The sequence below is a fragment of the Paenibacillus sp. LjRoot153 genome, assembly GCF_964253085.1.
Taxonomy (GTDB): Bacteria; Bacillota; Bacilli; order Paenibacillales; family NBRC-103111; genus Paenibacillus_E.
The window spans coordinates 6,752,824-6,775,344 of sequence record NZ_CAXUQH020000001.1 but is presented as its reverse complement, the minus strand read 5'-3'; the positions used below and the strand labels follow the sequence as shown (position 1 = coordinate 6,775,344).

The following is a 22,521-nucleotide window of genomic DNA, read 5'->3' as shown; positions in this document are numbered from 1 at the left end:
GCTCATAAATGGAGGAATGACTGCAATGTCTTATGATAAAACGCTCGGAAACCGCATCTTTGACGCGATTAACTATACGGTACTGCTCATTGTCGCACTCGTCTGTGTTCTGCCCTTTGTGTATGTTCTCGCCCTTTCATTTACAAGTCCATCCGAGGTGGCTAAGGGCGGCATCATCTTATTTCCCAAGGAATGGTCGCTTTCCGCCTACCAATATATTTTTTCAACGAATACCCTGATTCGCAGCATGCTGGTATCCATTTATATTACAGTCGTCGGAACGTTGATCAACTTATTATTTACTGCCCTCATGGCCTATCCGTTAGCGAAAAAGAAACTAAGAGGACGTCAGACGATTTTACTTGGCGTTCTGATTACCATGTTGTTCAGTGGCGGTATGATTCCAACGTATTTTGTAGTCAAGGACTTGCACCTGACGAACACGTTATGGTCGCTGATGATTCCAAGTGCCATTAGTGCCTTTAATCTTATCGTTTTGAAAAATTTCTTCCAGGAGATTCCGGACGGATTAGAAGATTCGGCCAAAATTGATGGCTGTACGGACCTCGGTGTCTTGTTCAGAATCGTGCTGCCGCTCTCCATGCCTGCGATGGCCACCTTCGGATTATTTTATGCAGTGGCGCACTGGAATCAATTTTTCAACGCGATTATTTACATCAATGATAATGCGAAGTGGCCAATTCAAGTGCTTCTACGGGAGATTGTTATGTTGGCTCAAAGCCGTATTGGCGACACAGGATTCGATGAGGCGGAAATTCAACCGTTGACGATCCGCATGGCGGTCATTGTGTTTGCGACTTTACCGATCTTGATTGTATATCCGTTCTTACAAAAGCATTTCACAAAAGGCGTCATGCTAGGTTCCGTCAAAGGATAGAAGTGTGGTGTGCAAATAAACGACAATTAGCCCTTTCATGAAGAGAAGGAGAGTACACATGTCAACATTTCGTAATCCGATATTACCTGGATTTTATCCTGATCCTTCGATCTGCAGGGTCGGGGAAGATTATTACATGGTGACATCCACGTTTGAGTATTATCCAGGGGTTCCTATATTTCATAGTAAGGACCTTGTCCACTGGCAGCAGTTGGGGCATGTGCTGGATCGTCCCTCCCAGTTGAACTTAGACGGGACGCCTTGCTCCAAGGGGATTTACGCACCAACGATTCGCTATGCGAATGGTGTCTTCTATATGATCACAACATTCGTTGTGAGCGCGACAGGTGAGCGCAGGAATTTCTTCGTTACGGCCGAGAATCCGGCTGGCCCTTGGTCAGATCCATTCTGGCTTCAGGGTGCGCCGGGGATCGATCCATCCTTGTTTTTCCATGAGGATGGCAAAGCGTATTACACTGGTAACCGTATGCCGCCAGCCGGGCAGCAGTACCAGAAGCACATGGAAATATGGCTGCAGGAGCTTGATCTGGAGACGAAACAACTCATCGGTCCAACCTTCAGCTTATGGGATGGTGCATTGAAAGGCATTCATGCGCAGGAAGGGCCCCATTTGTACCGCATCAACGGTTATTATTACTTGATTATTGCAGAGGGGGGAACCGGCCATACGCATTCCGTAACGATTGCTCGCTCGGAGACACTGACGGGACCCTATGAAGTTGGTAAGACAAATCCGATTCTGACGCATCGCCATTTAGGGCAAGCCTACGGCATCGTAAATGTTGGGCATGCGGATATTGTAGAGACGCAAAACGGGGAGTGGTGGATGGTTTGTCTAGCCTCCCGACCGTATGGTGGGCACTACAGGAACATGGGGCGTGAAACGTTCCTAGTTCCGTTTATATGGGAAGAAGGTTGGCCGGTTGTCAATCCAGGCAAAGGCATTGTTGAGTTGGAGCTGCGTCGGCCAGATTTACCGCAGCATCGTTGGTCCTCGAAGCCAGCGTGTGATCATTTCGACGCACCTGAGCTGGATCAGCGGTGGAGCTTCCTGCGAACACCGAGAGGTGATTTCTGGAGCCTCAGGGAGCGACCAGGTCATCTCAGGCTGAGGCTGAAGCCGGATTCCATCACGAAGTATGAGAATCCAAGCTTCGTTGGGCGACGCCAGCAGCACTTCTCATTTGCCGTGCGAACTTCGGTGGCGTTCACTCCGGGAAGCCCTCATGAAGCTGCAGGATTGGTGCTGCTGCAGAATAATGACTTCCAATTCAGGCTGGAGATCACCATGAATGAAATTGGGCAAGCGATCCTGCGGCTCGTGCGAAGGGAGAATGGCATCGAGGCCGTACTGGCTACCTGTAATCTCCATGCCGATCGCGTCTATCTGAAGGTGGAGGCGCTCGAACAAAGCTTGCGCTTTGACTACGCTGAAATAGCAGAAGACTGGGCGTTGTTATGCGATCATGTCGACGCTACCATCTTGAGTGCGGATAAAGCAGGTGGATTTGTCGGTGCTTACATCGGCCTGTTTGCGGAGAGTAATGGCGAGCAGAGCAATAACCATGCGGATTTTGATTATTTTGAGTACGTTGAACTCGATACGAATTGATCTTCAGCCAACCAGTAACGGCTCAAGCTTCATTTAGCGTATAATCATTCATTGGAGGGGTAAAAAGAATGAACAGAAGAAAACAAATTGCGATGCTTGTGGGTACAGCCCTGATGACAGCGACCGTCTTAACAGCTTGTTCGAGTACCGGAGATAAAGGTGCAGCGAGCACGACGAAGGAGCCGGACAATACGCCATTTCCACTCTCCCTTGTGGTGAATCAAGTAGGAGAAGTCCCTTCGAAAGACAGTGAAATGGAGAAAGCGATTAGAGCCTATACGAAAACAGAATTGCAAATTCAATGGATACCTCAGGCTGCCTATGATGAAAAAGTAAATGTCATGATTGCCTCTAATGAGCTGCCCAAGTTGATTAAACTAAACTACAACAATCCGAGTATCATTAGCTCCGTCAAATCGGATTTGTTCTGGGAAATCGGGCCCTATCTCAAAGATTACAAAAACCTGTCTGCGCAGAATCAGCAGTTCTATGACAATATTGCGGTGAACGGCAAGGTGTATGGTGTTCCGTTGTTCCGTGATTTAGGACGGTCTGTTGTTCATTTCCGCAAGGATTGGATGGATGCGCTAGGTCTTAAAGCACCGAAAACGTTAGATGACTGGTATAACGTTGCCAAAGGGATGACCACGGGTGACCCGGATAAAAATGGCAAGAACGATACGTACGGACTCATTTTATCCAAAAGATATAATCAAGACGCGGATTCCCTGTTAACTCGAATTACCGTTTCCCAAGGCGGGCCGAACAAATGGCAAGTCGTGGACGGCAGCTTTACACCAGAATTCGTAACGGAGCCATTCTTCGAAACTATGAAGTTGTTTAAGCGACTGTACGAAGAAAAGTTGATTAACCAGGACTTTGCAGTAGTCGACGTGACGGAAGTTGATAAACAATATCAATCAGGACGCGGAGGCATCACGATTAGCGGAGGCAATGCGCAGTCTTGGTATGATAAACTCATTAAGGTTGTGCCGACAGCGGTTATTGATGCAGGACCTCTAGAGGGCCCGAACGGCATTAAATTGCCGAGTGAGAGTGGGAACAATGGTTTCTTGGCGATTCCGAAGTCATCCGTTAAGACCGAATCTGAGATGAAGAAGGTATTAACCTTTATTGATAAGCTCATGGATCCGACGATGGCAATGCTATTGGTAAAAGGGATTGAAGGAAAGCATTGGGCGGATAAAGGCGAGTTTACCGAGCCGCTTGATCGCGATGCGGATGCCAAGGAAGTGAAGCCTTACCGTGATAATTTGCCTCAACGTAGTGAGGCATACAATATAGCGAAGCCTATGAAACAGCCAGATCTATTCAATAAGAACAAAAAGATTGGCTTAGAAAACGAGAAGTATATCGTGGTAAACCCGGCGCTTACACTAGATTCGGCTACGATCTCAGAGAAAGGTAAAGAGCTTGATCAGATGATTACAGATGCTGAAACGAAATTCATCATGGGTAAAATTGACGAAGCAGGCTGGAAGGCTGAGATTCAGAAGTGGAGAACAGCTGGCGGAGACAAAGTGATTCAAGAATTCAAAGAGTCTTATGCGAAAGCGAAAAAGAAATAACGATTGCAAAAAAAAGAGCTGTCCCCTAGGGCAGCTCTTTTCATGATAGCGCTATTTAGCAAAGTGCAAAATGTTTGAATGTTTTATACCGTACTCGCAATATGATCTTCAATATACTGCTCCAACTTGATCCGCACATACGGCGGCAAGCCTGACAGCATACAACCATAGCGGAAGCTGCGTCCTTCAGTCACGATGCGAATGACGCGACCCGTAATCGGAGGTAATCCAGCTTCCTTAGGGAAGTGGATAACGACGAACATATCCGGAGCAAGCAGCACATTCGTTGTGATCTGAAGCCCGCTTTCCGATAAATCGAAGAGGGTGCCGTCAATATTTTGACCGGAAAAAGAACCTTCTTGCTCCCACTGATAAATGGACAGCTTCAAGTTAATATCCAGCTGAACCCGTGTATTCTTGCGACGTTCGCGACCAGATAGAGGCGAAGCCGGTCTAGGTACTTCCACAACAGGCTCGCTAGGCTTAACAACCTCTTGCCCCATCCATTCCTCGTAGCACTTAATGACAGCGCTAAGATCTTCTTCACCTAAGCCTTTGCTTAAGCCGATTTGGAACAGATTGGTAGCGGATTGCAGCATTGGCGTTGGTAATTGAAACTTCCCTGTAATCTCTTGGGCAAGCAACAAATCTTTCAGCATCAGTTTCAAGGAGAATTGATTGCTGAAATCGCGATCGAGAATTTTCTCGCCTTTGAGCTCGACTTGCTTGCTATTGGCTCCGCCAGAGCGGACGATTTCTAAGAATTGGCTAGGATGAATGCCAGCTTTCGTTGCAATGGACAAGCCTTCGGCAAGTCCTGCAAGGTTAATGCCGACCATTGTATTGTGAGCGAGCTTTGCATAGGAACCAGAACCGCTCGGCCCTAGGTAAAGAGCTTTGCTGCCAAGTACGTGGAACAATTCTTGCTGCTCCTCGAATACTTCTCGGCTGCCGCCAACCATGAACGTAAGCGTACCTGCTTCAGCAGCGGGCTTCGTACCTGTAACAGGCGCGTCGAGGAAGTCGACGAAATGCGCTGCGAGCTCTTCCGCGAGCTTTTGACTTGTTTGGGGAGATACAGTACTGGTGTCAATAATAGTGAGTGCCGGGTGGATACCGCTCAGAATTCCTTGCTCACTGTAAAATGTTTCGAGAAGCGCAGCATCATTGCTGAGCATTGTAAATAGGACATCTGAGCTGCGAGCGACTTCCGCAGGTGTGAGGCCAACCTCAGCCCCCAGTTGCTCAAGCTCGTCCGCTTTTCCAGCAGTACGATTATACACAGTTACCATAAAACCTTTTTGAATAAGGTTAGCAGCCATGGGCCTACCCATTGTGCCAAGTCCAATAAAGCCGATACGTTTCATGTCCTCACCTCTGACTTCATTTTAGCATGGGAATTAATACCTGTGAATTCCTTTCTCGCTTGCTTTTAGACAAGCAAATAAGTATGCTAGGAAAAGGTAAAAAATAGAGATGGAGGCGAACCTATTGAGTAAAAAATTACAATTTGATTACAGCAAGGCATTATCCTTTTTATCCCAGCATGAGGTCGATTACTTGTCGGCTCAAGTGGAGCTAGCCCATGACCAGCTTCATAACAAAACAGGTGCAGGATCCGATTATTTAGGGTGGGTAGATCTTCCTGAGAACTACAATCGTGAAGAGTTTGCCCGCATTCAAGCATCCGCAAAGCAAATTCAATCGGATTCCGACGCGCTTGTCGTGATCGGTATTGGCGGTTCCTATCTAGGTGCACGTGCTGCACTAGAAATGTTGTCTCATTCTTTTTATAACATTTTGCCAAAAGATAAACGTAAAACGCCTGAGATCTATTTCGTAGGAAATAATATCTCTTCGACATATGTCACACACTTGCTTCAATTGCTTGAAGGCAAAGATTTCTCCGTGAATGTGATTTCCAAATCCGGTACGACAACTGAGCCAGCGATTGCTTTCCGTATTTTCCGCGAACTATTGGAGAAGAAATACGGTAAGGAAGCGGCTCGCAAGCGTATCTATGCAACAACGGATCAAGAGAAGGGTGCACTCAAAACACTAGCTACAGCAGAAGGCTACGAGACTTTCGTTATTCCGGATGATGTTGGTGGACGTTACTCCGTTCTGACGGCAGTGGGCTTGCTTCCAATTGCTACAGCAGGCATTGATGTTGAAGCGATTATGAAAGGTGCGGCAGACGCGCAGCAAGAGTTCTCGAATCCGAAGCTCAGCGAAAACCAAGCCTACCAATATGCAGCAGTGCGTAACTCCCTGTATCGTAAAGGGAAAACGATCGAAATCCTCGTGAACTATGAGCCTTCCTTGCATTTCGTTTCGGAGTGGTGGAAGCAATTGTTCGGGGAGAGCGAAGGGAAGGACTACAAAGGGATTTATCCAGCTTCCGTAGACTTCTCAACAGATCTTCACTCCATGGGACAGTTCGTTCAAGACGGCAATCGCATTTTGTTCGAAACGGTTATCCAAGTTGACCAAGTGGCTGATCATATCACGATCGGTACAGATGCAGATGATTTGGATGGTCTGAATTTCCTTAGCGGCAAAACGATGGACTTCGTGAACAAGAAAGCTTTCGAAGGCACGATGCTAGCTCACACAGACGGTCAAGTACCGAACTTGATCGTAACGTTACCAGATATGACGCCTTACACTTTTGGATACATGGTCTACTTCTTTGAAAAAGCTTGCGGCATTAGCGGTTACTTGATGGGTGTGAATCCGTTCGATCAACCTGGTGTTGAAGCGTACAAAAAGAACATGTTTGCTCTATTAGGCAAGCCTGGTTATGAGAAAGAAAAAGCGGAACTTGAAGCTCGTTTGCAGCAATAATTAGCAACTCACAATAAAAACGATCAATCCTATCGGATAGGTCGTTTTTTTGCACCTTTTTTCCCATTATTTATGTGGTAAATTTTCTTTCTATATTGTCGAAGTCCTACGTTGTGTGTAGAATATAGTGAAACAGTTGTTTCCTTCTACCGAGAAAGGTTGGCTATGCTAGCACATTATAAAACAATCCATTCGTATGGTTCGTCTGAGATTATCATCAAGAAGTCACGTTTCATCGGTCATGCTAAGCCCGTAGAGTCAGAAGAAGAAGCAATCCAGTTTATTGAAGCGATCAAGAAAGAACACAGATCGGCGACGCATAATTGCAGTGCGTATGTCATTGGTGAGCGGGATCAAATCCAGAAGCAATCCGATGATGGAGAACCCAGCGGTACCGCAGGGAAGCCGATTCTGGAAGTGATGAAGCATCAAGGGCTCAAGAATACCGTTGTCGTAGTTACTCGTTATTTTGGTGGCATCATGTTAGGTGCTGGCGGACTTATTCGCGCTTATACGGATGGGGCTGTGGCAGGCATAGAAGCAGGAAAGCCGATTTATAAAGTAAATCATCAGCTCGTGCTGATTGAAGTCGATTATACATGGTATGGCAAGCTGGAAAATGAACTGAGAAATCAAGGGATGCTACTAGGGGATATCGGGTTTACGGACAAAGTGACCGTTCCTTGTTATCCTTTGGCAGCTGATGCGGAAGCATTCATGAATTGGGCAACTGATGTTACACAAGGTCAAAGCTTGATCGTCGCGGGTGAGAACGAATACATCGTTCACGAGAGCTTGCCTGAATAGGCAGGCTCCCAGAAGACCCAACAAATTTCATATGAGCTGAGGATGCGGAGGGATAGGAATGGCTAGGAAAGCAGTCGCGCAAGAGCTTAGCAGAGAACGAATTCTTACAGAGGCGCGGGAATTATTCGCTACTTTCGGCTATCGCGCTTTAACGATGCGAAGCATTGCTAAAGCAATGGGGTACAGTCATGGTGCGTTATATTACCATTTTAATGAAAAAGCTGAATTATTTTATGCACTAATTAAAGACGATTTTGCCTTACTGCTGCAGCGTCAGCGGGAAATGATTGTTCGTGAGCATGGGTTTAGCGTGAATTTGCTTCAAAAGTTAATGATGGAATTCGTCTGGTTTGGTTTAAGCAATCCAAATCACTACGAAATGATGTTTATGATTAACGAGCCAGAACTACAGCAGTACTCGCGTACCGAACAAGCGCAGTGCTTGGACATGTTTGCCATTGTGATTCGTGAAGTGATGGCAGATCAGCCAGGAGCTGAGAGTAGGAAGTTTACACTTCCGTGGAATTTGTTTATGTCTTTACATGGCTTTATTTCCTATTGTATTCAGTTTAAGCTATCATACGAGGATGCACGTAAATTGGCTGACGAGCATATTCGCCTTATCTGCGTTAGCCTCGATGTCGATTCAGCTGAATTGCAACGTCCGCTAGTCAAAATGGTTGGGCCGAATGTACTTAAATCAATCGTGATATAGAAGAAATAAGGGAGCGAGACGATCTGTCTTAGCTTCTTTTTTTGCATAAGGAGACAAACTGTATTTTACATTACCCTGTATGTGCTTTAAAATGATGAAAAGACAGCGATGGAAGGATGATTACATTGGATTTGAATATATGGTCGGAAGCAAACGTTGAATTTATGTTTGAAGGTATTACGAGAAAGCTGCGCATGGCAACAGGAGGATCCATTAAAGCCTCCAACGTGAAAGAAGAAAAATACGAGGATTTGAAGGATCTTTATGATATGGTCACGAGCAAGGATCGCTTCAGCATTAGTGAGATTGATGCAATTACAACAGAGCTTGGGAAAATTCGCAAAGCATAATACACGAATACTCACCCCATAAGCATGCCGCTGTTTCTGACCTTGTGTTGGAAGAGCGGTTTTTTGTTGCGATCGGCGTGCAGTATGGTATAACTCGAGGTGGTGGAGCTGGAGCAGAAGCAGAAGCAGACTACTACCACCCAACTAACTATTCACCAATCCTGAACCGCGAACCTGAACCCGAACCTAAACCCGAACCCGAACCCGAACCCGAACCCAAACCCGAACACGAACCCCGAGCTCAACTCCCGAACCCCCTGCTGGCTGCTAGTCATCCAGATCGGGTGATTAACTGGATTTTCTGCATCTAATTCAAGCTAAATCACCAGTGTTTGGAAAATAACTGGATTTTCTCCCGTTAATTTCAGTCGACTATATCAATCTGGTCATTTTGGGCAAAATTAGCTGTACAAATTCCAGTTAAACGCCAACAATGCTAGATTTCTCCGAAATTAGCTGTAGGTAATCCAGTTAATCCCTCGAGGCAGCCCCCGCATGGAACCAGCGCGAGTTCCAACTGAGGCTGGCTTACTTTCAGCGATGCTGGTGACCGCCAAATGCTAGGTATAGCAATTAAATCCCATCAAGCTCCAAGCGCCAATCGTTACATTGCATGAAATGTCCTGGTGGATACTCGAATTCACACTCGCTTATCTGTGTAAAATTAAGCTTGCGACACACGGCATTCGAAGCTGGGTTGTGAATCGAGGGAAAAGCATGCATACACCGAAATTTGGCCTCAGAGCTTGCATGGGAAATAGCTGCCTGCAAGGCCGAACTGGCTAGCCCTCGCCCTTGAAAGCCTGGCAGTACACTCCAACCGACTTCGTAAACGTTTTCCCCATGCCAATGGCTGTCCCAGTACCCAATACTACCCACGACTTCACGAGTAGGCAGCAGTACGATGCTAAACATGTGCCCCTTGCCTTTTTCGCTGATTTCGAGATATCGTTTGTGGCGAATCCGAAGCTGCTCATCTGTTTCCGGGCCACCCAGATGTTCCATCATGTCAGGTGCATTGATGAGTCGAAGAAGTTCGAGGTCCGATTCGGACCAAGGTACGATATTAACCAGTGTGCCGTTCACGTTTTCTGACATTTACTCACTCCTAGCTTATTGTAAATTCATTTTTGGTTCTGATGTTAATTTTATCATATCGGAACATATGTTCCGTGGCAAATTGTAATCATCATCACATACATACAATTCCCCCACCAAGGACAAAATAGGTAGAAATTGGCACATAAGGAGAACAAAAATTGACGCAACATGGAGAGGCTTCTGCCGTTACCTTACCGCAATTCCCCAAGTCATTCTGGCTAGATTCTGTAGATAAGCTCCCTCAGTTCCCCACGCTAACAGCCGATTTGAAGACCGATGTAGTTGTCATTGGCGCAGGTATTACTGGTATCACTACGGCGTATTTACTCGCCAAGCGAGGCGTGAAGGTTGTTGTTCTGAATGCAGGACCTATCCTAGAAGGAACAACTGGGCATACGACGGCTAAAATTACAGTACAGCATGGACTTATTTATCATGAGTTTCTTTCCCATTTTGGAGAGGAGAAGACTCGTCTTTATTATGAGGCTAATCAAGAAGCGCTTACGCTCATCAAACAAACGATTACTGAGCTAGGCATCGAATGTCAGCTTACGGATGAAGACGCTTATCTATATACGAGTGATGAGGCATATTTAAAACAACTACAAGACGAATATATGGCATATGGGCAGCTGCAAATTGGCGGGGATTATCTGGAATCCACTCCTCTGCCTTTTGCGACGAAAGCAGCCATCCGAATAAAGGGGCAAGCTAGATTCAATCCTGTGCCTTACCTGATCAGACTCATCCAGGAGATTTCCCAGCTGGGTGGTCAAATTTATGAAGGAACAACAGTCGTCGGTGCGACCCATGAGCAGCCGTCCATTGTCAAAACAAAGCAAGGGCATCAAGTTACTTGTAATTATGTGGTCACAGCATCCCACTTTCCGTTCAACGACATCAAAGGCGCCTATTTCACTCGTTTGCATGCGGAGAAGTCGTATGTCATTGCAGTGCGCACGGAGAAAGCTTTCCCTGGCGGGATGTACATCAACGTGGAGCAACCAACCCGGTCTCTCAGAGCAGTCACCATTCATGGGGAGCCTGCGGTTCTTATCGGCGGTGAGGGGCATAAGACAGGGCAAGGACTATGTACGCATCAGTATTATGAAAATCTACAGAAGTTCGGCGAGGAGAGATTCGGACTCCGTGAGATTTTGTATCGTTGGTCGGCCCAAGATGTGTTCACGCTGGATAAAATGCCCTATATAGGACAGCAGTTTTCCGATGCTCCTCATCTCCTCATGGCGACAGGCTTTCGCAAATGGGGAATGACGACCAGCATGGCAGCCGCGCTGTTGAATTCGAAAATCATTCTAGGGGAGAAGAGCCCCTACGAAGACGTATTCACACCGCATCGTTTCCATGCCGATCCTAGCATCAAAACATTTGTCATGCAGAATGCTAACGTTGCGAAAGAGTTTGTTGCTGGCAAGTTTGATTTGCTCCATAAGCAACCCGAAGAACTGTCGCCTGATGAAGGGTCTGTCGTCCGCGTGAAGGGGAAGAGAGCTGGTGCTTACCGAGAACCGAATGGAGAACTGCACGTGGTGGATACGACTTGTACCCATTTGGGGTGTGAAGTGGAATGGAACGATGCGGAGCGAACATGGGACTGCCCATGCCATGGCTCTAGATATTCCTTTCAAGGTGATGTGATTGAAGGACCTGCGAAAAAGGCACTAACCAAACTGACAGTAGAGTAACTTACCCCCTCAGGACATGAGCGTATTTTTGCATAAAAATGGACAGCTATCCATGCGATGTTACCCCATAAGCCATACACTGTAGAGCAATGTATCTCTGCTCACGTGAAGGAGGTGGACGTTCGTGGCATCCAGAATTCGTAAAGAAGAAGTTCGTAAATTGATCGGGAAAGACATTTTGGCTGTTAAGAAAGATGGTACACAGGTAACTGGTAAATTGGTGCGGATCAGCGGTAACACGTTGATTGTTGCTCCACAAAATGGCAAAAAAGTGCAAGTTAAAGCGATTATCCCATTGGTACTATTTGATCTGTTGGCGATTGGTACTGCACCTTATGCATATGGTGGATTTGGTGGTTATGGCTTTGGCGGTGGCTTTGGTGGCTATCCGTATGGCGGTGGCTTTGGCTTCGGTGGTCCAGGACTTTGGTTCTGAGAATGACCAAAATGGAAAACTCTTTCCTTCAGGGGAAGAGTTTTTTGTTGCCTTAGAAACAGTATAAAGAGGCCCGCACCAATCTGTATCCCCCTGAATAGGCTAACATACAGGTTTACAGATGATGCCCCGTACATCGGGGGAGAAGCTCTGGAACCAACCGCGTACAGGGAGTGAGCAGCATGCCGAGTTCCATCGTGTTTAACATGATCAATATTAATAATCAGAATACGAATGCAACGATCGGGATCGGAGAGAATGCACAATCCAGCTGGGATTCTCATAGCAAAAATAATTACGGAACCGGTGAATTCATCGGTAATTCTGTCACGTGCAACATTGTGAACTTCATCTATGATAATGATTTTATTGATGCCCCAATTAATGATCAGGACTTTAAACCAGCCATAACGAATCAAGTTTAAATGAAGGGTGGTTGTACCGATGCTGAATTTGCCCGGACCGTTAGACCCGCCATTGATTCAATTTGATTCGATTCATGTCAATTCGATCGCTGATGCTTCTGGCATATTTATTGGTACGAACGCACAAGTAAATTGGTCAACGAGCGGTAAAAGCAATAGTGGCCTTGGTGAAGTGAGTGGTGAACATAATATGGTGTGGAACAATATAAACACCGTTTACGATAACGATATCATTGATGCGCCGTATACCAAGGGTGATTTGATCATTGGCCGTGTTTGAAAAATAAAGCTCCGCGGGCAGCCTTACTCGGCCGTTTGCGGAGCTTTCGTTGTTGCATCTGCTTGAGGTGGAGAGGGTGCAGCTGCTGTGGCTGTGGTGAAGCCCGACGCTTGTGCTTGCACAGTTATCATCTCTTGCAGCCACTCCGGCGTATCGTTATCGCCGACATTGAGCATGTCGAGGAAGTCGGAATCGTTCAGCATAGAACGGGTACCGACCAATTGATTATGATCGCCTTCGACGGCGCCAAAGCCTTGAACCGTTTTTTGATTGCTTTGAAAATCAGTTGGCCAATTATTTCCCATGTTGATGCAGGATGCACTTTCCACGGATCCAATCCGGATCGAACCGATGATAAAGGTTGGGGACATGAATGATGACACAGTCAATCACCTCATCTCTATGCTTTAGTCTGGGGAGGGGTATAGCGATAGCCAGTTGAGGTTCGTTCAGGACCTGAACCATCATGTGCGGGTGCCGAATGCGAGAGACCGTCTGACGATCGCTCTTGTTGCGGTTCTTTGGTTACTTGAGAACGCTGGAATGCCTTATCCATGGCCTCATCCTGCGCTTTCCCATTCGGCTTAGCGCCGAAATTGTTGCCCAAATTCAATGAACCGCTAAGCTCCTTAATATCGAGCTGATCGAGTCGAAACGTTAAGTTTTCGAGAACAGGCTGATGAACGTGAAGGTTATCGATATGAATGCGCGGATGCTTGGCAGAGAGGTCAGCCAACTGTTCTTCCAGTCTTCGCAGCCGCTGTTCCAATAAGTGAACGGTTTGCGCGTGTACGGATGACGGAACTGCCTCTGTTCTCAAAGAGGATGGCGGTTTGGGAATGGCGTTAGAGGGTCCGGTTGGAGGCGGCGACGCTTTCTTTTTTTGAAACCACATAGATTAGGTCAGCTCTTTCGTGTATTCGGCTTAACATCAAATGTATCATTATCCAGGACCGTATGCTTCCCGCCTAACACCACATTACGTTCACCATTTATTGCCCCAAGTCCTTGATTCGTCTTGACAGAATGTCTTCTGCCGCTGATCCGATTGCTGCCTTTGTTAACGCTAGAGTTTTCCGTTATGTCATCAATATGAATGGATTGAAATTGGATCCGAACCATGGTCATTCCCTCCAAATCCTCAATTTCGCAAAGTTCTCCCTTTATTTATATGGGGACAAACGAAGAATCATTTCTTTTTTTGCAAAACAAAAAGATCACCGTGGCTCTCTCATGAAAGGGAGTCGGCAATCTTTCTTCACCGTTGTCTTAAGTAAACTGTATGGGGATAACTTTTTCGCCATCTGGTGGAGCAAGCGGAATACGAATGATAAGCAAACCATTATGATACTGTGCTCGCATCTGATCGGTCAAAGCCCTGCCAGGCAAGCGGATCACTCGCTCAAATGTGCCAAAATAGCGCTCAGACAGCCGCATTTGCTCATCACTGACCTGATAAGGACGAACGAGCATCCCTCGGATTAAGAGGGACTGGTCGCGGAAGGATAGCTGGATGTTCTCAGGGGACGACAGTCCTGGAACCTCAGCGACCACAACGAGCTCCTGCGGCGTTTCATACATATCAACTCTGGGTCCGGTTAGCGGAATAATACTGGCAATGTCCTGCCAGAACTCGGGGCCTAGCACATCGCCGGCTTGCGCCGACAGTCCCTTCCAATCGGGTTTTGACGAACGATTGCCTGGAGGATTCATCTGCCATCATCACCTGACTTCACCATTAAAAGTAGAGCTGCAAGCAGCTTGCTACTAGTTTATGTGGGGATACGTCGGATTATGGCTGACATCTAAACGTGAGAGATGCTTACTGTTGCGGAGGCCGCCCATTCGCTAGCTGCTGCTGCGCCATGCGTACGAGCTCTTTCACCATTGCGCCTCCAATTGGACCGCCGACTTTGCCGGCTTCTTCCGAGCTGAGGTGCCCATTATAGCCTTGCTGCAAGGGTACACCAAGCGTGCGTGCGACCTCGTATTTGACAAGGTCAGGTCGCTGCGGATTAACGGCATACCCTTGATTTTGCATAACGTGAGCTTTGAGCAGCCCTAAGCCATGTTCGGATCCGGGCACCATAGCCCGGTTTCTTCTTCTTCGTGACATCGTCTATCACCTCTTAGGTGTTAGGATGCCCTGCCTCTTTTCGGATCATGAGTACGAAAGGTGAAAAATTTATGCCCGACATAATTGCCAATCGTGTACAAGCCGTTTCCTACTAGTATGGCGCCATTATGGAGCCAGCTCGAACTGGCATTTGGCACATAGGAACTGAGCGCTTCGGCAAGCAGCCAGCTGACCCCGTAGGAGAATCCGTAGCAGATGAGAATGACCATTCCGAATTTCCACCAACTGCTGCCGATGCTGGCATTCGAGCGAAAGGTGAACTTACGGTTAAGCAGATAACTCACTACCGCACCAATCGTATTTCCGCCAAAAGTCGATAACCAATAATTAAGATCTAGTAGGTTAAAAAGAGCAAAACTGGCGGACAAACCCACCAGCGTATTCAACACACCGACGAGTAAGAAACGCGCAAAGCTGCCTGTTAGCAAGGATTTGAGTGAAGTGGTGGTCATCCAATTACCGCCTTGCAGTGGCAGGTTGGCTCGCCTGCGGAGTGAGGGGTTCATGATCCTGAGCCTGCTCTCTTAATTCCTTTTCGATAACGAAAAGCGGGCGCTGCTTCACTTCTTTATAAATTTTACCTATGTATTCCCCGATCAAACCGATGGCAAGGAGCTGTACACCGCCGATGAACCAAACAGATAGAACAAGTGAAGTCCAACCTGTTACGTTTACTCCTAGAAGTTTGCCTACAATCGCATAAATAGCCGCAACTACGCTAAGTGCGAAGAGCAGAAAGCCCATCACCGTGACCAATCGAATGGGTGTTACACTGAATGATGTAATGCCATCGAAGGCAAAAGCGAGCATTTTGCGCAGCGGATATTTGGATTCACCAGCAAATCGTTCCTTGCGGTCATAATAGACTTGTGTGGAGGGAAAACCTAGCAGTGGGACTAAGCCACGGAGGAATAAATTAACCTCTTGAAATTTCTCCAAATTATCGAGAGAACGCTTGCTCATTAAGCGGAAATCCGCATGATTGTAATGAATTTTCACACCTAGAGAAGTCATGAGTTTATAAAAGCCTTGCGCTGTAGCTCGCTTGAAAAAGGTATCGGCTGAGCGATCTTGACGAATGCCATAAACAATATCGAAGCCTTCATGGAATTTAACGAGAAATTCACGAATGACAGAAGTATCATCCTGGAGGTCCGCATCGATGGATACGACGCAGTCAGAATACGCTTTCGCTTTCAGAAGTCCAGCGAGTAAGGCGCTTTGATGACCGGCATTTTTGGCCAGCTTAAGCCCCGTAACGAATGGATTGGAGAGGTGGAATCGCTCAATTAGCGACCATGTTGCATCTTTACTGCCATCATCTACAAATAATACCGTACTATTGGGAGCAACCAATTGATCTGTAATGAGAGAATCTAAGACCTCACTGAGCTGAAACACAGTTTCGGGGAGAACCTCTTCTTCGTTATAACAAGGGACCACAATGGTCAAAATCGGTTTAGACACAGTACCTCGTCTCCGTCCTAAATAGGGAATAGATGAAATTCATGCTTAAGCTTTCATTATAGCAAAAAAGGTCTAGAAAAAGTAAGCGGCCGGAACGGAAATCACCGTCCCAGCCGCTATAGCATTTAATTACCAGCCAAACCCAAACGTACTAAGAACGATAACCAAGAGGACGTATAGAACGAGGACAACAGCAGTGCTAGAACCAGTACCGCAACCACAACTACTCATGTCAATCCCTCCCTTCACAAAATTACTATATGTCATCCAACTATAGGAGGTATGGATGAATGACCCGCATGCGGAATAAATAATTGGGCAACGTGTCCATTTTGTGGGACTTGTAGGGGGATGAGTACCTAAATTGGGAGAGCGTAAGGGGAGCTGCAAACATGATAGTGATGTTCGAGAAAGGAGGTAATGAGACGCATGCGTTACGAGGAACGTCAGCCGGATGAGACATTGCAGCGGTATATTAAGTGTTATTGGTATTTGGAGCGGGATTACAGCGCGGCGGAAGAGGGCGAAACCCTGTGGCCAGATGGCTGCCAAGAGCTGATCTTTCATTATGGAGCCGATTATTCTATTGGTGGGCAAGTTCTGCCAAGAGCATTTTTTATCGGAGCACTTTCACGCTATCATCCGCTTACTGCAGAAGGTCCCATCCGTTTATTCGGCGTGCGATTGCTTCCCTGGGGGTTGCGCGCCTTCAAAGAGATGGATCATCGTTCGTTGATTGATAAGTTTCTTCCGCTCGCTGATTTATTTCCCGTGCATGAACTTGCCGAGCTAGTTCCGCAGCTGGCAGAGGCTGATGTAGACGAGGGTATCTCTTTGCTGACGGCTTATTTGTATCGACATTTCCAACCAGAAACCAAGCATGCCGCGATGATTAATATATTGTCTAAACTATATCGCACACCGATGGAACAGGATGTTCCGATTAGCGTAGCCGAAAGCGGATATTCACAGCGGCATTTTGAGCGGATTTGTTCAGAACTCGCAGGGATGTCACCTAAAAGATTAAACTCCGTGTCTCGTTTTAACCTGGCTCGACTGCAGATTTTCTTCAATCCGACGATTGATATCGCGAGCTGCATGGGCCAGTTCGGCTATCATGATTATGCGCATTTTTCCAAGGAATTTAAGAGATGTCTCGGCGTTACACCGACGGTGTATAAGAAGTGGTTGTTGGGGCTTGGGGAGGTTCGGTGATGGTTGATGAGTTGATTAATAGATACATACCGACACAGCGGACGCAATCAATACAGCAGATATAAGGGGCACAGAGGACAAAAGCGACGTAATCGATACACCAGATAGGGGCACAGCGAACACAAGCGATGTAATCGATTCAGTAGATCAAGTGACACGGCTTCGGAATGGTAGCTATACAACTTTCGCAATCGCCAGATTAGGGCATACCGATAACCCGCCCCCTTCGATCCATCGGAGTTTGCAGAAACGCTTGCCTTCAGGTGGTCTCTTAGGAAAATAACTGGATTTCCTCCATCTAATCTCGGCGAATATGGGCAAATATGTGAAGTAACTGTATTTTCTCCAGTTAATATTGACCATTTCCTTCTACAGGAGAGGAATAGGTGAAATTAACTGGAGTTTTTCCATTTAAATTCCAAAAACATGGAATAGTGTCGAAAATAGCTGGAGTTTTTACAGTTAAAGTTGCAGGGGGAATGGAGTGGAGGGGGAACAGTATGTTACGAATTAAGATAAAGTTTCCCATTTTGCCCACATTTCCCTTGGGTTCAGCTCGTAAACTTCACTTTCCCGAAACATAAACTGGTGCATAATCAACTCTCGGCGCAAGGTAGCGAAATCCGGATGAAAGTTTTTGAGGTAGAGGTTAAGTTCTTTCTCTGCGTAGGAGCGGCCTTTTTCAAGTTCAGTAACTAGGTGCTCGAGGACAATCAGTTTTTTCTTGAGTTGGGCTGGAATATGTTTGAGCTTACCATCCAACGTGAAAAAGTTCCGTAAAACAGACTTCTGAAGATTTGAATTTTTCTCTTCCGTTTCCATGGATGCGGGTACCTCCTTTTTACTTTTGAAAATCAGGTCAGCAGTCGCCTGAGCGTGGCTACGAATGAAGGCGTCGTTCAAGGTGAAATAAATCGTGTTTTTATCACGACGCTCATGAATCAAGTTGGCTTCGCGAAGTTTTGAGGCATGGTGGGTAACGGTCGCGGGAGTTACGCTCAGCTTTTCAGCAAGAGTTTGCCCATTGGATTCGCCGTCCGCTAACAAAATAAGCATACGAATACGCGTAGGATCCGACATTGCTTTGTGATAGGTAATGATTTTATCCAATTGCATACGGAAGCATCTCCTAAGAATCTAATTAAACACTAATCTAATTAGATGATAATTAAATTAGATGAACGTGTCAAGCGTGAAAGTTTCCTTCTGGACAACGGTCATGTAAAATATGAGTATAGAAGTCAAAGTTTAAAGGGGAAGAACAATGCGAATACTCGTCATGACAGCAGTCGCTCCTGAACGAGATGCCATACAGCGCGGTCTAGGTCAGGATAGCAGATTTGAATATGCTTTAGCCGGTGTGGGGCTTGCTGCGGCGGCAGTGAATGGGACCCTTGAGCTTGCCAAGGCCGATTATGACCTATTGCTTATCGCAGGTATTGCAGGCGGTTTCGTGGGTCAAGCGGACGTTGGCTCGCTTGTTGTTGCGAGCGAAATCATCGCCGCCGATCTTGGCGTCGAGCTACTGGATGGCTTCAGCAGCTTGGACGAGCTGGGCTTCGGCTCAACGCGCATCAGCGTTGCGGCCGACTTAGCCCAGCGTGTGACGGCGGCGCTGCAAGCCGCCGGCCTGCAGGCCCAAGCGGCGCCGGTGCTGACGGTGGCCACGGCCACCGGAACTGCGGCAACCGCCGCTGCGCTGGCTGCGCGCGTGCCTGGCGCTGCCGCCGAAGCCATGGAAGGCTTCGGCATAGCGACAGCTGCGCAGCAGCGCGGGGTGCCCGTGCTGGAGATCCGCGCGATCTCCAACGCGGTCGGGCCGCGAGACCGAGACGCTTGGCGGATCGGTGATGCCTTGAAGGCTTTAGAAGCAGCAGGTTCAGTCTTAGCGGAGGTGCTTTAAAATGAAAATAGCGTTCTCACCTTGTCCAAACGATACCTTTGTTTTCCATGCCTGGGCGCATGGCTTAATCCCAGGCGCACCAGAGCTCGATGTCCTCTACGCGGACATTGATATAACGAACCGTCTGGCCGCCGAAGGCGCAGGCCCTGACGTGCTCAAAATCTCCTATGCAGCACTCCCTTGGGTGCTGCAGGATTACGCCCTGCTGCCCTGCGGCGGCGCCTTGGGCAGAGGCTGCGGCCCGCTTGTGCTGACGCAGCCAAGCGAAGGTGCGGCTGACCCGGCTGCCCTTAGCGGACGCCGAGTAGCCGTGCCAAGCGAGCGCTCGACGGCGTACTTACTGTTCCGCCTATGGGCAGAACAGAACGTGCCTGGCGGCGTTGGCGAAATCGTGGTCATGCCGTTTCACGAGATCATGCCCGCCGTGCGGGACGGCCTCATCGATGCCGGCCTCGTCATTCATGAAGCGCGGTTCACTTACCCGTCGTACGGGTTAGCGCTTCTAACAGATTTGGGCAGCTGGTGGGAGCAAGACACCGGGCTGCCAATCCCACTGGGCGCCATCATTGCTCGGCGCACCATGGATTTGAAGGCACTCGCAGGTTGGGCTCGCGCCTCGGTGGAATACGCGTGGGCGCATCCGGAAGCTTCTCGTGACTACGTCATGCAGCATGCGCAGGAGATGGACCCGCAGGTCGCGCAGCAGCACATCGACCTGTACGTCAACGAGTTCACCGCTGATCTCGGCGAGAGCGGCTATGGCGCTGTCTTAACCTTGCTCCAGCGTGCTGCTGAGACAGGTCTTGTGCCGCAGATGGATTATGCGGCATTATTGAAATAGCATTGGAGTATCCAAAATACACCAATATAGTACAAAAGGCTGTCTTCCAGTAGATGAAATCTACTAGGAAGACAGCCTTTTTGTCATCTTTTTTATTTATCATACCCCAGCTTCGGCTTGGGAGAGAGATCCTACCCGATCACATTCACCGGCTGACCCTCTACAAAACTCCGCGCATTACTGCTCGCAACGGACATCAACCTAGCTCTAGCTTCTTTCGTTGCCCAAGCAATATGCGGCGTAATAATCACGTTCTGCGCATGCAGCAAGGGGTTATCTGGCTTTGGCGGTTCAACCGTCAGTACGTCAAGCCCTGCACCAGCGAGGCGGCCTTCGTTCAAAGCTTGCGCAACATCCGCTTCGTTAAGTAATCCACCTCTGGCTGTATTAATCAGAATTGCCGACGATTTCATCAAAGCGATCCGCTCCGCATTGATCAGCTCATTCGTAGCTGGGGTCAGCGGACAGTGCAGACTAATCACATCAGCGCGCTGCAGCAGCTCTTCAAGCGATACCCATTCAATACCATCCACTGGCTGTGGCACACTTCGTCCACTGCCTGTCGCAATGACCTTCATACCCATCGCCTGGGCGATCAGAGCTGTTTGCTTGCCGATCTGACCGAACCCGATCAGTCCCATCGTTTGGCCGTTTAATTCTACGAGCGGGGAGACACTGTAGCTGAAATCAACCGATCCAGCCCAATCTCCTTGAAGCACACTGTCACTATGGCGCTGCACCCGATGGCAGAACGCTAACACCAATGCAAAAACCAACTGAGCCACCGAATACGTGCTGTACGCTGGTACATTTGTAACGAGAATGCCTTTCTCCTTCGCGGCTTGGACATCTACAATATTGTAGCCAGTCGCTAAAACACCGACATATCTCAGTTTAGGCAGCTGCTCCAGTGTTTGTGCGGAGAGAGGCGTTTTGTTCGTCAGCACCATGTCTGCCTGTGCGGCGCGTTCTACAATCTCGGACTCAGACGTACGTTCATAGACCGTCAATTCGCCAAGCGCTTGTAAACCATTCCAGTCCAAATCACCTGGATTTAATGTATACCCATCAAGTACAACAATGTTCATGTTGAGTTCTCCTTTACTTCTTCACACCAGGCTCTTTAAAAGGGTTCAAAAACACCTTCGGAATATGCGTTTCGAAACGCATTAACTTACCTGTCGTCGGGTGCAAAAAGGCTAGCACACGCGCATGAAGACCAAGTCGATTGATCTCCTTCGATTTGGAGCCATACTTTTTATCACCAGCAACGGGATGCCCGATATCCTGCATATGAACGCGAATCTGGTTTTTACGACCCGTCTCCAAATTCACCTCAAGCAGGGAGAAGCTCTTGTTCGCTTGCAGCGTTTTGTAATGCGTGACCGCATGCTGTCCGTCGTTCGGGTACGGTGTGGAGAACATCTTGAGCGATTTCGCGTGCTCCTTGAGCCATGAAGAGATCGTTCCCTCTGGCTTGCGCACCATGCCTTCCACTAGCGCAACGTACGTCCGTTCCTTGACGCTCTCTTGCCACGTGTTTTGCAGGTGCTGCTGCGCCTGTTCGTTTTTGGCAAACATCATTACACCGGATGTGTCCCGATCTAGGCGATGAACGACAAAAATCCGCGCCTTCGGATCATGATTTCGCACATGCGCCGTAAGTTGGCGGTAGGCCGTAATTTGATTTTCTTGTGTATCCGTCGCAATGGATAGCAGTCCTGCATCCTTTTGAATGACAATGACGTCGTTATCTTCGTGCAAAATCGTCATGCCTGCCAGCGGGATATCCTCCACGACTTTATCCTTGTTGATCGTAACTGTCATCTCTGGCTGTAAGGGGTAATTATAAGCCGTTACCGCTTTGCCATTCACGGCCACTTGTCCACGAGCTAGGATAGCTTTGACAGCATTCCGGCCTAGGCTTGATAGCTTTTCCAACAAAAAGGGTAGAAGCTCTATAGGTTCTTTCACCGTATACTGGCGAGTACTCGACTCCTGACCACCCTTAGCTGTTCCTGCTTGCAATGAATGGCTTTGCGCTTTATGCGTACTGAATTTGGGTTTATGGCTGGGGTTAGATTTTGAACGTGAACCTTGTTTCTTTTGCATACATGGAATACCTCCTATTACGATGGCTTACCTTCCGGTCAGATCATTCGACCTCCAAT

The 22,521-nt window shown here is 47.7% G+C and carries 27 protein-coding genes; 14 read left to right on the top strand and 13 right to left on the bottom strand.

The window, feature by feature from the left end; translation table 11 throughout:
- Positions 1-25 precede the first annotated feature (25 nt).
- From ACSQ8P_RS29245 to ACSQ8P_RS29235, 3 genes are all read left to right on the top strand, one after another.
- Complete coding sequence (locus ACSQ8P_RS29245) at positions 26-898, top strand: carbohydrate ABC transporter permease (protein WP_436238400.1); 873 nt, start codon at positions 26-28, stop codon at positions 896-898.
- 58 nt (positions 899-956) lie between these two features.
- On the top strand, positions 957-2,531 hold the full coding sequence (locus ACSQ8P_RS29240; protein ID WP_436238399.1) for a glycoside hydrolase family 43 protein: 1,575 nt from the start codon (positions 957-959) through the stop codon (positions 2,529-2,531).
- Positions 2,532-2,599: 68 nt separating this feature from the next.
- Positions 2,600-4,120: an extracellular solute-binding protein gene (locus ACSQ8P_RS29235; RefSeq protein WP_436238398.1), complete on the top strand. Its 1,521-nt coding sequence runs from the start codon at positions 2,600-2,602 to the stop codon at positions 4,118-4,120.
- A gap of 83 nt (positions 4,121-4,203) precedes the next feature.
- Here the strand turns inward: ACSQ8P_RS29235 and ACSQ8P_RS29230 are convergent, their stop codons facing one another.
- Positions 4,204-5,487, bottom strand: coding sequence for an NAD(P)-binding domain-containing protein (locus ACSQ8P_RS29230; protein WP_436238397.1), 1,284 nt, complete (start codon positions 5,485-5,487; stop codon positions 4,204-4,206).
- A 124-nt stretch (positions 5,488-5,611) separates the two neighbouring features.
- On the opposite strand from ACSQ8P_RS29230, the gene ACSQ8P_RS29225 reads away from it, so the two are divergent.
- The 4 genes from ACSQ8P_RS29225 to ACSQ8P_RS29210 all read left to right on the top strand — a co-directional run bounded on the left by ACSQ8P_RS29225 (position 5,612) and on the right by ACSQ8P_RS29210 (position 8,839).
- Positions 5,612-6,967: a glucose-6-phosphate isomerase gene (locus ACSQ8P_RS29225; protein WP_436238396.1), complete on the top strand. Its 1,356-nt coding sequence runs from the start codon at positions 5,612-5,614 to the stop codon at positions 6,965-6,967.
- A 165-nt stretch (positions 6,968-7,132) separates the two neighbouring features.
- Positions 7,133-7,774, top strand: coding sequence for a YigZ family protein (locus ACSQ8P_RS29220; protein WP_436238395.1), 642 nt, complete (start codon positions 7,133-7,135; stop codon positions 7,772-7,774).
- Between the two features lie 58 nt (positions 7,775-7,832).
- On the top strand, positions 7,833-8,489 hold the full coding sequence (locus tag ACSQ8P_RS29215) for a TetR/AcrR family transcriptional regulator (protein WP_056609034.1): 657 nt from the start codon (positions 7,833-7,835) through the stop codon (positions 8,487-8,489).
- Positions 8,490-8,605: 116 nt separating this feature from the next.
- Complete coding sequence (locus ACSQ8P_RS29210; RefSeq protein WP_420794129.1) at positions 8,606-8,839, top strand: DUF1128 domain-containing protein; 234 nt, start codon at positions 8,606-8,608, stop codon at positions 8,837-8,839.
- 573 nt (positions 8,840-9,412) lie between these two features.
- Here ACSQ8P_RS29210 and ACSQ8P_RS29205 read toward each other — a convergent pair.
- Complete coding sequence (locus ACSQ8P_RS29205) at positions 9,413-9,937, bottom strand: GNAT family N-acetyltransferase (RefSeq protein WP_436238394.1); 525 nt, start codon at positions 9,935-9,937, stop codon at positions 9,413-9,415.
- Positions 9,938-10,098: 161 nt separating this feature from the next.
- Between ACSQ8P_RS29205 and ACSQ8P_RS29200 the strand changes: the two genes are divergently transcribed.
- The 4 genes from ACSQ8P_RS29200 (at position 10,099) to ACSQ8P_RS29185 (ending at position 12,787) form a co-directional block, all read left to right on the top strand.
- Positions 10,099-11,646, top strand: a complete 1,548-nt coding sequence (locus ACSQ8P_RS29200) for an FAD-dependent oxidoreductase (RefSeq protein WP_436238393.1) — start codon at positions 10,099-10,101, stop codon at positions 11,644-11,646.
- Between the two features lie 124 nt (positions 11,647-11,770).
- Complete coding sequence (locus ACSQ8P_RS29195) at positions 11,771-12,082, top strand: hypothetical protein (RefSeq protein ID WP_436238392.1); 312 nt, start codon at positions 11,771-11,773, stop codon at positions 12,080-12,082.
- A gap of 182 nt (positions 12,083-12,264) precedes the next feature.
- Positions 12,265-12,507: a spore germination protein gene (locus ACSQ8P_RS29190; RefSeq protein WP_436238391.1), complete on the top strand. Its 243-nt coding sequence runs from the start codon at positions 12,265-12,267 to the stop codon at positions 12,505-12,507.
- A 19-nt stretch (positions 12,508-12,526) separates the two neighbouring features.
- Positions 12,527-12,787, top strand: a complete 261-nt coding sequence (locus ACSQ8P_RS29185) for a hypothetical protein (RefSeq protein ID WP_436238390.1) — start codon at positions 12,527-12,529, stop codon at positions 12,785-12,787.
- Between the two features lie 23 nt (positions 12,788-12,810).
- Here the strand turns inward: ACSQ8P_RS29185 and ACSQ8P_RS29180 are convergent, their stop codons facing one another.
- From ACSQ8P_RS29180 to ACSQ8P_RS29145, 8 genes are all read right to left on the bottom strand, one after another.
- Positions 12,811-13,158 carry a hypothetical protein gene (locus ACSQ8P_RS29180; RefSeq protein ID WP_436238389.1) on the bottom strand — a complete coding sequence of 116 codons (348 nt, stop codon included), beginning with the start codon at positions 13,156-13,158 and terminating at the stop codon, positions 12,811-12,813.
- A 29-nt stretch (positions 13,159-13,187) separates the two neighbouring features.
- Positions 13,188-13,682, bottom strand: a complete 495-nt coding sequence (locus ACSQ8P_RS29175) for a hypothetical protein (RefSeq protein ID WP_436238388.1) — start codon at positions 13,680-13,682, stop codon at positions 13,188-13,190.
- 8 nt (positions 13,683-13,690) lie between these two features.
- Positions 13,691-13,909: a hypothetical protein gene (locus ACSQ8P_RS29170; RefSeq protein WP_171631163.1), complete on the bottom strand. Its 219-nt coding sequence runs from the start codon at positions 13,907-13,909 to the stop codon at positions 13,691-13,693.
- A gap of 147 nt (positions 13,910-14,056) precedes the next feature.
- Positions 14,057-14,500, bottom strand: coding sequence for an Hsp20/alpha crystallin family protein (locus ACSQ8P_RS29165; RefSeq protein ID WP_436238387.1), 444 nt, complete (start codon positions 14,498-14,500; stop codon positions 14,057-14,059).
- 109 nt (positions 14,501-14,609) lie between these two features.
- Complete coding sequence (locus ACSQ8P_RS29160; RefSeq protein WP_436238386.1) at positions 14,610-14,903, bottom strand: small, acid-soluble spore protein, alpha/beta type; 294 nt, start codon at positions 14,901-14,903, stop codon at positions 14,610-14,612.
- 20 nt (positions 14,904-14,923) lie between these two features.
- Positions 14,924-15,376 (bottom strand): GtrA family protein, encoded by a 453-nt coding sequence (locus ACSQ8P_RS29155; protein ID WP_436238385.1) that lies wholly within the window; start codon positions 15,374-15,376, stop codon positions 14,924-14,926.
- Positions 15,377-15,380: 4 nt separating this feature from the next.
- Positions 15,381-16,391, bottom strand: coding sequence for a glycosyltransferase family 2 protein (locus ACSQ8P_RS29150; protein ID WP_436238384.1), 1,011 nt, complete (start codon positions 16,389-16,391; stop codon positions 15,381-15,383).
- A 129-nt stretch (positions 16,392-16,520) separates the two neighbouring features.
- Complete coding sequence (locus ACSQ8P_RS29145) at positions 16,521-16,622, bottom strand: YjcZ family sporulation protein (RefSeq protein WP_436238383.1); 102 nt, start codon at positions 16,620-16,622, stop codon at positions 16,521-16,523.
- Positions 16,623-16,811: 189 nt separating this feature from the next.
- On the opposite strand from ACSQ8P_RS29145, the gene ACSQ8P_RS29140 reads away from it, so the two are divergent.
- Positions 16,812-17,606, top strand: a complete 795-nt coding sequence (locus tag ACSQ8P_RS29140; protein ID WP_436238382.1) for an AraC family transcriptional regulator — start codon at positions 16,812-16,814, stop codon at positions 17,604-17,606.
- A 510-nt stretch (positions 17,607-18,116) separates the two neighbouring features.
- Here the strand turns inward: ACSQ8P_RS29140 and ACSQ8P_RS29135 are convergent.
- Positions 18,117-18,722 carry a metalloregulator ArsR/SmtB family transcription factor gene (locus ACSQ8P_RS29135; protein WP_436238381.1) on the bottom strand — a complete coding sequence of 202 codons (606 nt, stop codon included), beginning with the start codon at positions 18,720-18,722 and terminating at the stop codon, positions 18,117-18,119.
- Between the two features lie 148 nt (positions 18,723-18,870).
- Here ACSQ8P_RS29135 and ACSQ8P_RS29130 point away from each other — a divergent pair, with 148 nt between their 5' ends.
- Positions 18,871-19,509 (top strand): futalosine hydrolase, encoded by a 639-nt coding sequence (locus ACSQ8P_RS29130; protein WP_436238380.1) that lies wholly within the window; start codon positions 18,871-18,873, stop codon positions 19,507-19,509.
- A gap of 1 nt (position 19,510) precedes the next feature.
- Complete coding sequence (locus ACSQ8P_RS29125) at positions 19,511-20,350, top strand: 1,4-dihydroxy-6-naphthoate synthase (protein WP_436238379.1); 840 nt, start codon at positions 19,511-19,513, stop codon at positions 20,348-20,350.
- 131 nt (positions 20,351-20,481) lie between these two features.
- Here ACSQ8P_RS29125 and ACSQ8P_RS29120 read toward each other — a convergent pair whose 3' ends face one another.
- Both ACSQ8P_RS29120 and ACSQ8P_RS29115 read right to left on the bottom strand, forming a co-directional pair.
- Positions 20,482-21,438 carry a D-2-hydroxyacid dehydrogenase gene (locus ACSQ8P_RS29120; RefSeq protein ID WP_436238378.1) on the bottom strand — a complete coding sequence of 319 codons (957 nt, stop codon included), beginning with the start codon at positions 21,436-21,438 and terminating at the stop codon, positions 20,482-20,484.
- 13 nt (positions 21,439-21,451) lie between these two features.
- Complete coding sequence (locus ACSQ8P_RS29115) at positions 21,452-22,462, bottom strand: RluA family pseudouridine synthase (RefSeq protein ID WP_436238377.1); 1,011 nt, start codon at positions 22,460-22,462, stop codon at positions 21,452-21,454.
- Positions 22,463-22,521: the final 59 nt, after the last annotated feature.

Bases quoted from the DNA above. Each gene is read 5' to 3' on its own strand.
- ACSQ8P_RS29245 (WP_436238400.1), top strand. From the start codon at position 26: ATGTCTTATGATAAAACGCTCGGAAACCGCATCTTTGACGCGATTAAC.
- ACSQ8P_RS29210 (WP_420794129.1), top strand. From the start codon at position 8,606: ATGATTACATTGGATTTGAATATATGGTCGGAAGCAAACGTTGAATTT.
- ACSQ8P_RS29130 (WP_436238380.1), top strand. From the start codon at position 18,871: ATGCGAATACTCGTCATGACAGCAGTCGCTCCTGAACGAGATGCCATA.
- ACSQ8P_RS29230 (WP_436238397.1), bottom strand. From the start codon at position 5,487: ATGAAACGTATCGGCTTTATTGGACTTGGCACAATGGGTAGGCCCATG.
- ACSQ8P_RS29215 (WP_056609034.1), top strand. From the start codon at position 7,833: ATGGCTAGGAAAGCAGTCGCGCAAGAGCTTAGCAGAGAACGAATTCTT.
- ACSQ8P_RS29205 (WP_436238394.1), bottom strand. From the start codon at position 9,937: ATGTCAGAAAACGTGAACGGCACACTGGTTAATATCGTACCTTGGTCC.
- ACSQ8P_RS29175 (WP_436238388.1), bottom strand. From the start codon at position 13,682: ATGTGGTTTCAAAAAAAGAAAGCGTCGCCGCCTCCAACCGGACCCTCT.
- ACSQ8P_RS29155 (WP_436238385.1), bottom strand. From the start codon at position 15,376: ATGACCACCACTTCACTCAAATCCTTGCTAACAGGCAGCTTTGCGCGT.
- ACSQ8P_RS29120 (WP_436238378.1), bottom strand. From the start codon at position 21,438: ATGAACATTGTTGTACTTGATGGGTATACATTAAATCCAGGTGATTTG.
- ACSQ8P_RS29235 (WP_436238398.1), top strand. From the start codon at position 2,600: ATGAACAGAAGAAAACAAATTGCGATGCTTGTGGGTACAGCCCTGATG.
- ACSQ8P_RS29115 (WP_436238377.1), bottom strand. From the start codon at position 22,462: ATGCAAAAGAAACAAGGTTCACGTTCAAAATCTAACCCCAGCCATAAA.
- ACSQ8P_RS29180 (WP_436238389.1), bottom strand. From the start codon at position 13,158: ATGTCCCCAACCTTTATCATCGGTTCGATCCGGATTGGATCCGTGGAA.
- ACSQ8P_RS29145 (WP_436238383.1), bottom strand. From the start codon at position 16,622: ATGAGTAGTTGTGGTTGCGGTACTGGTTCTAGCACTGCTGTTGTCCTC.
- ACSQ8P_RS29185 (WP_436238390.1), top strand. From the start codon at position 12,527: ATGCTGAATTTGCCCGGACCGTTAGACCCGCCATTGATTCAATTTGAT.
- ACSQ8P_RS29160 (WP_436238386.1), bottom strand. From the start codon at position 14,903: ATGTCACGAAGAAGAAGAAACCGGGCTATGGTGCCCGGATCCGAACAT.
- ACSQ8P_RS29220 (WP_436238395.1), top strand. From the start codon at position 7,133: ATGCTAGCACATTATAAAACAATCCATTCGTATGGTTCGTCTGAGATT.
- ACSQ8P_RS29190 (WP_436238391.1), top strand. From the start codon at position 12,265: ATGCCGAGTTCCATCGTGTTTAACATGATCAATATTAATAATCAGAAT.
- ACSQ8P_RS29140 (WP_436238382.1), top strand. From the start codon at position 16,812: ATGAGACGCATGCGTTACGAGGAACGTCAGCCGGATGAGACATTGCAG.
- ACSQ8P_RS29165 (WP_436238387.1), bottom strand. From the start codon at position 14,500: ATGAATCCTCCAGGCAATCGTTCGTCAAAACCCGATTGGAAGGGACTG.
- ACSQ8P_RS29125 (WP_436238379.1), top strand. From the start codon at position 19,511: ATGAAAATAGCGTTCTCACCTTGTCCAAACGATACCTTTGTTTTCCAT.
- ACSQ8P_RS29170 (WP_171631163.1), bottom strand. From the start codon at position 13,909: ATGGTTCGGATCCAATTTCAATCCATTCATATTGATGACATAACGGAA.
- ACSQ8P_RS29240 (WP_436238399.1), top strand. From the start codon at position 957: ATGTCAACATTTCGTAATCCGATATTACCTGGATTTTATCCTGATCCT.
- ACSQ8P_RS29135 (WP_436238381.1), bottom strand. From the start codon at position 18,722: ATGCAATTGGATAAAATCATTACCTATCACAAAGCAATGTCGGATCCT.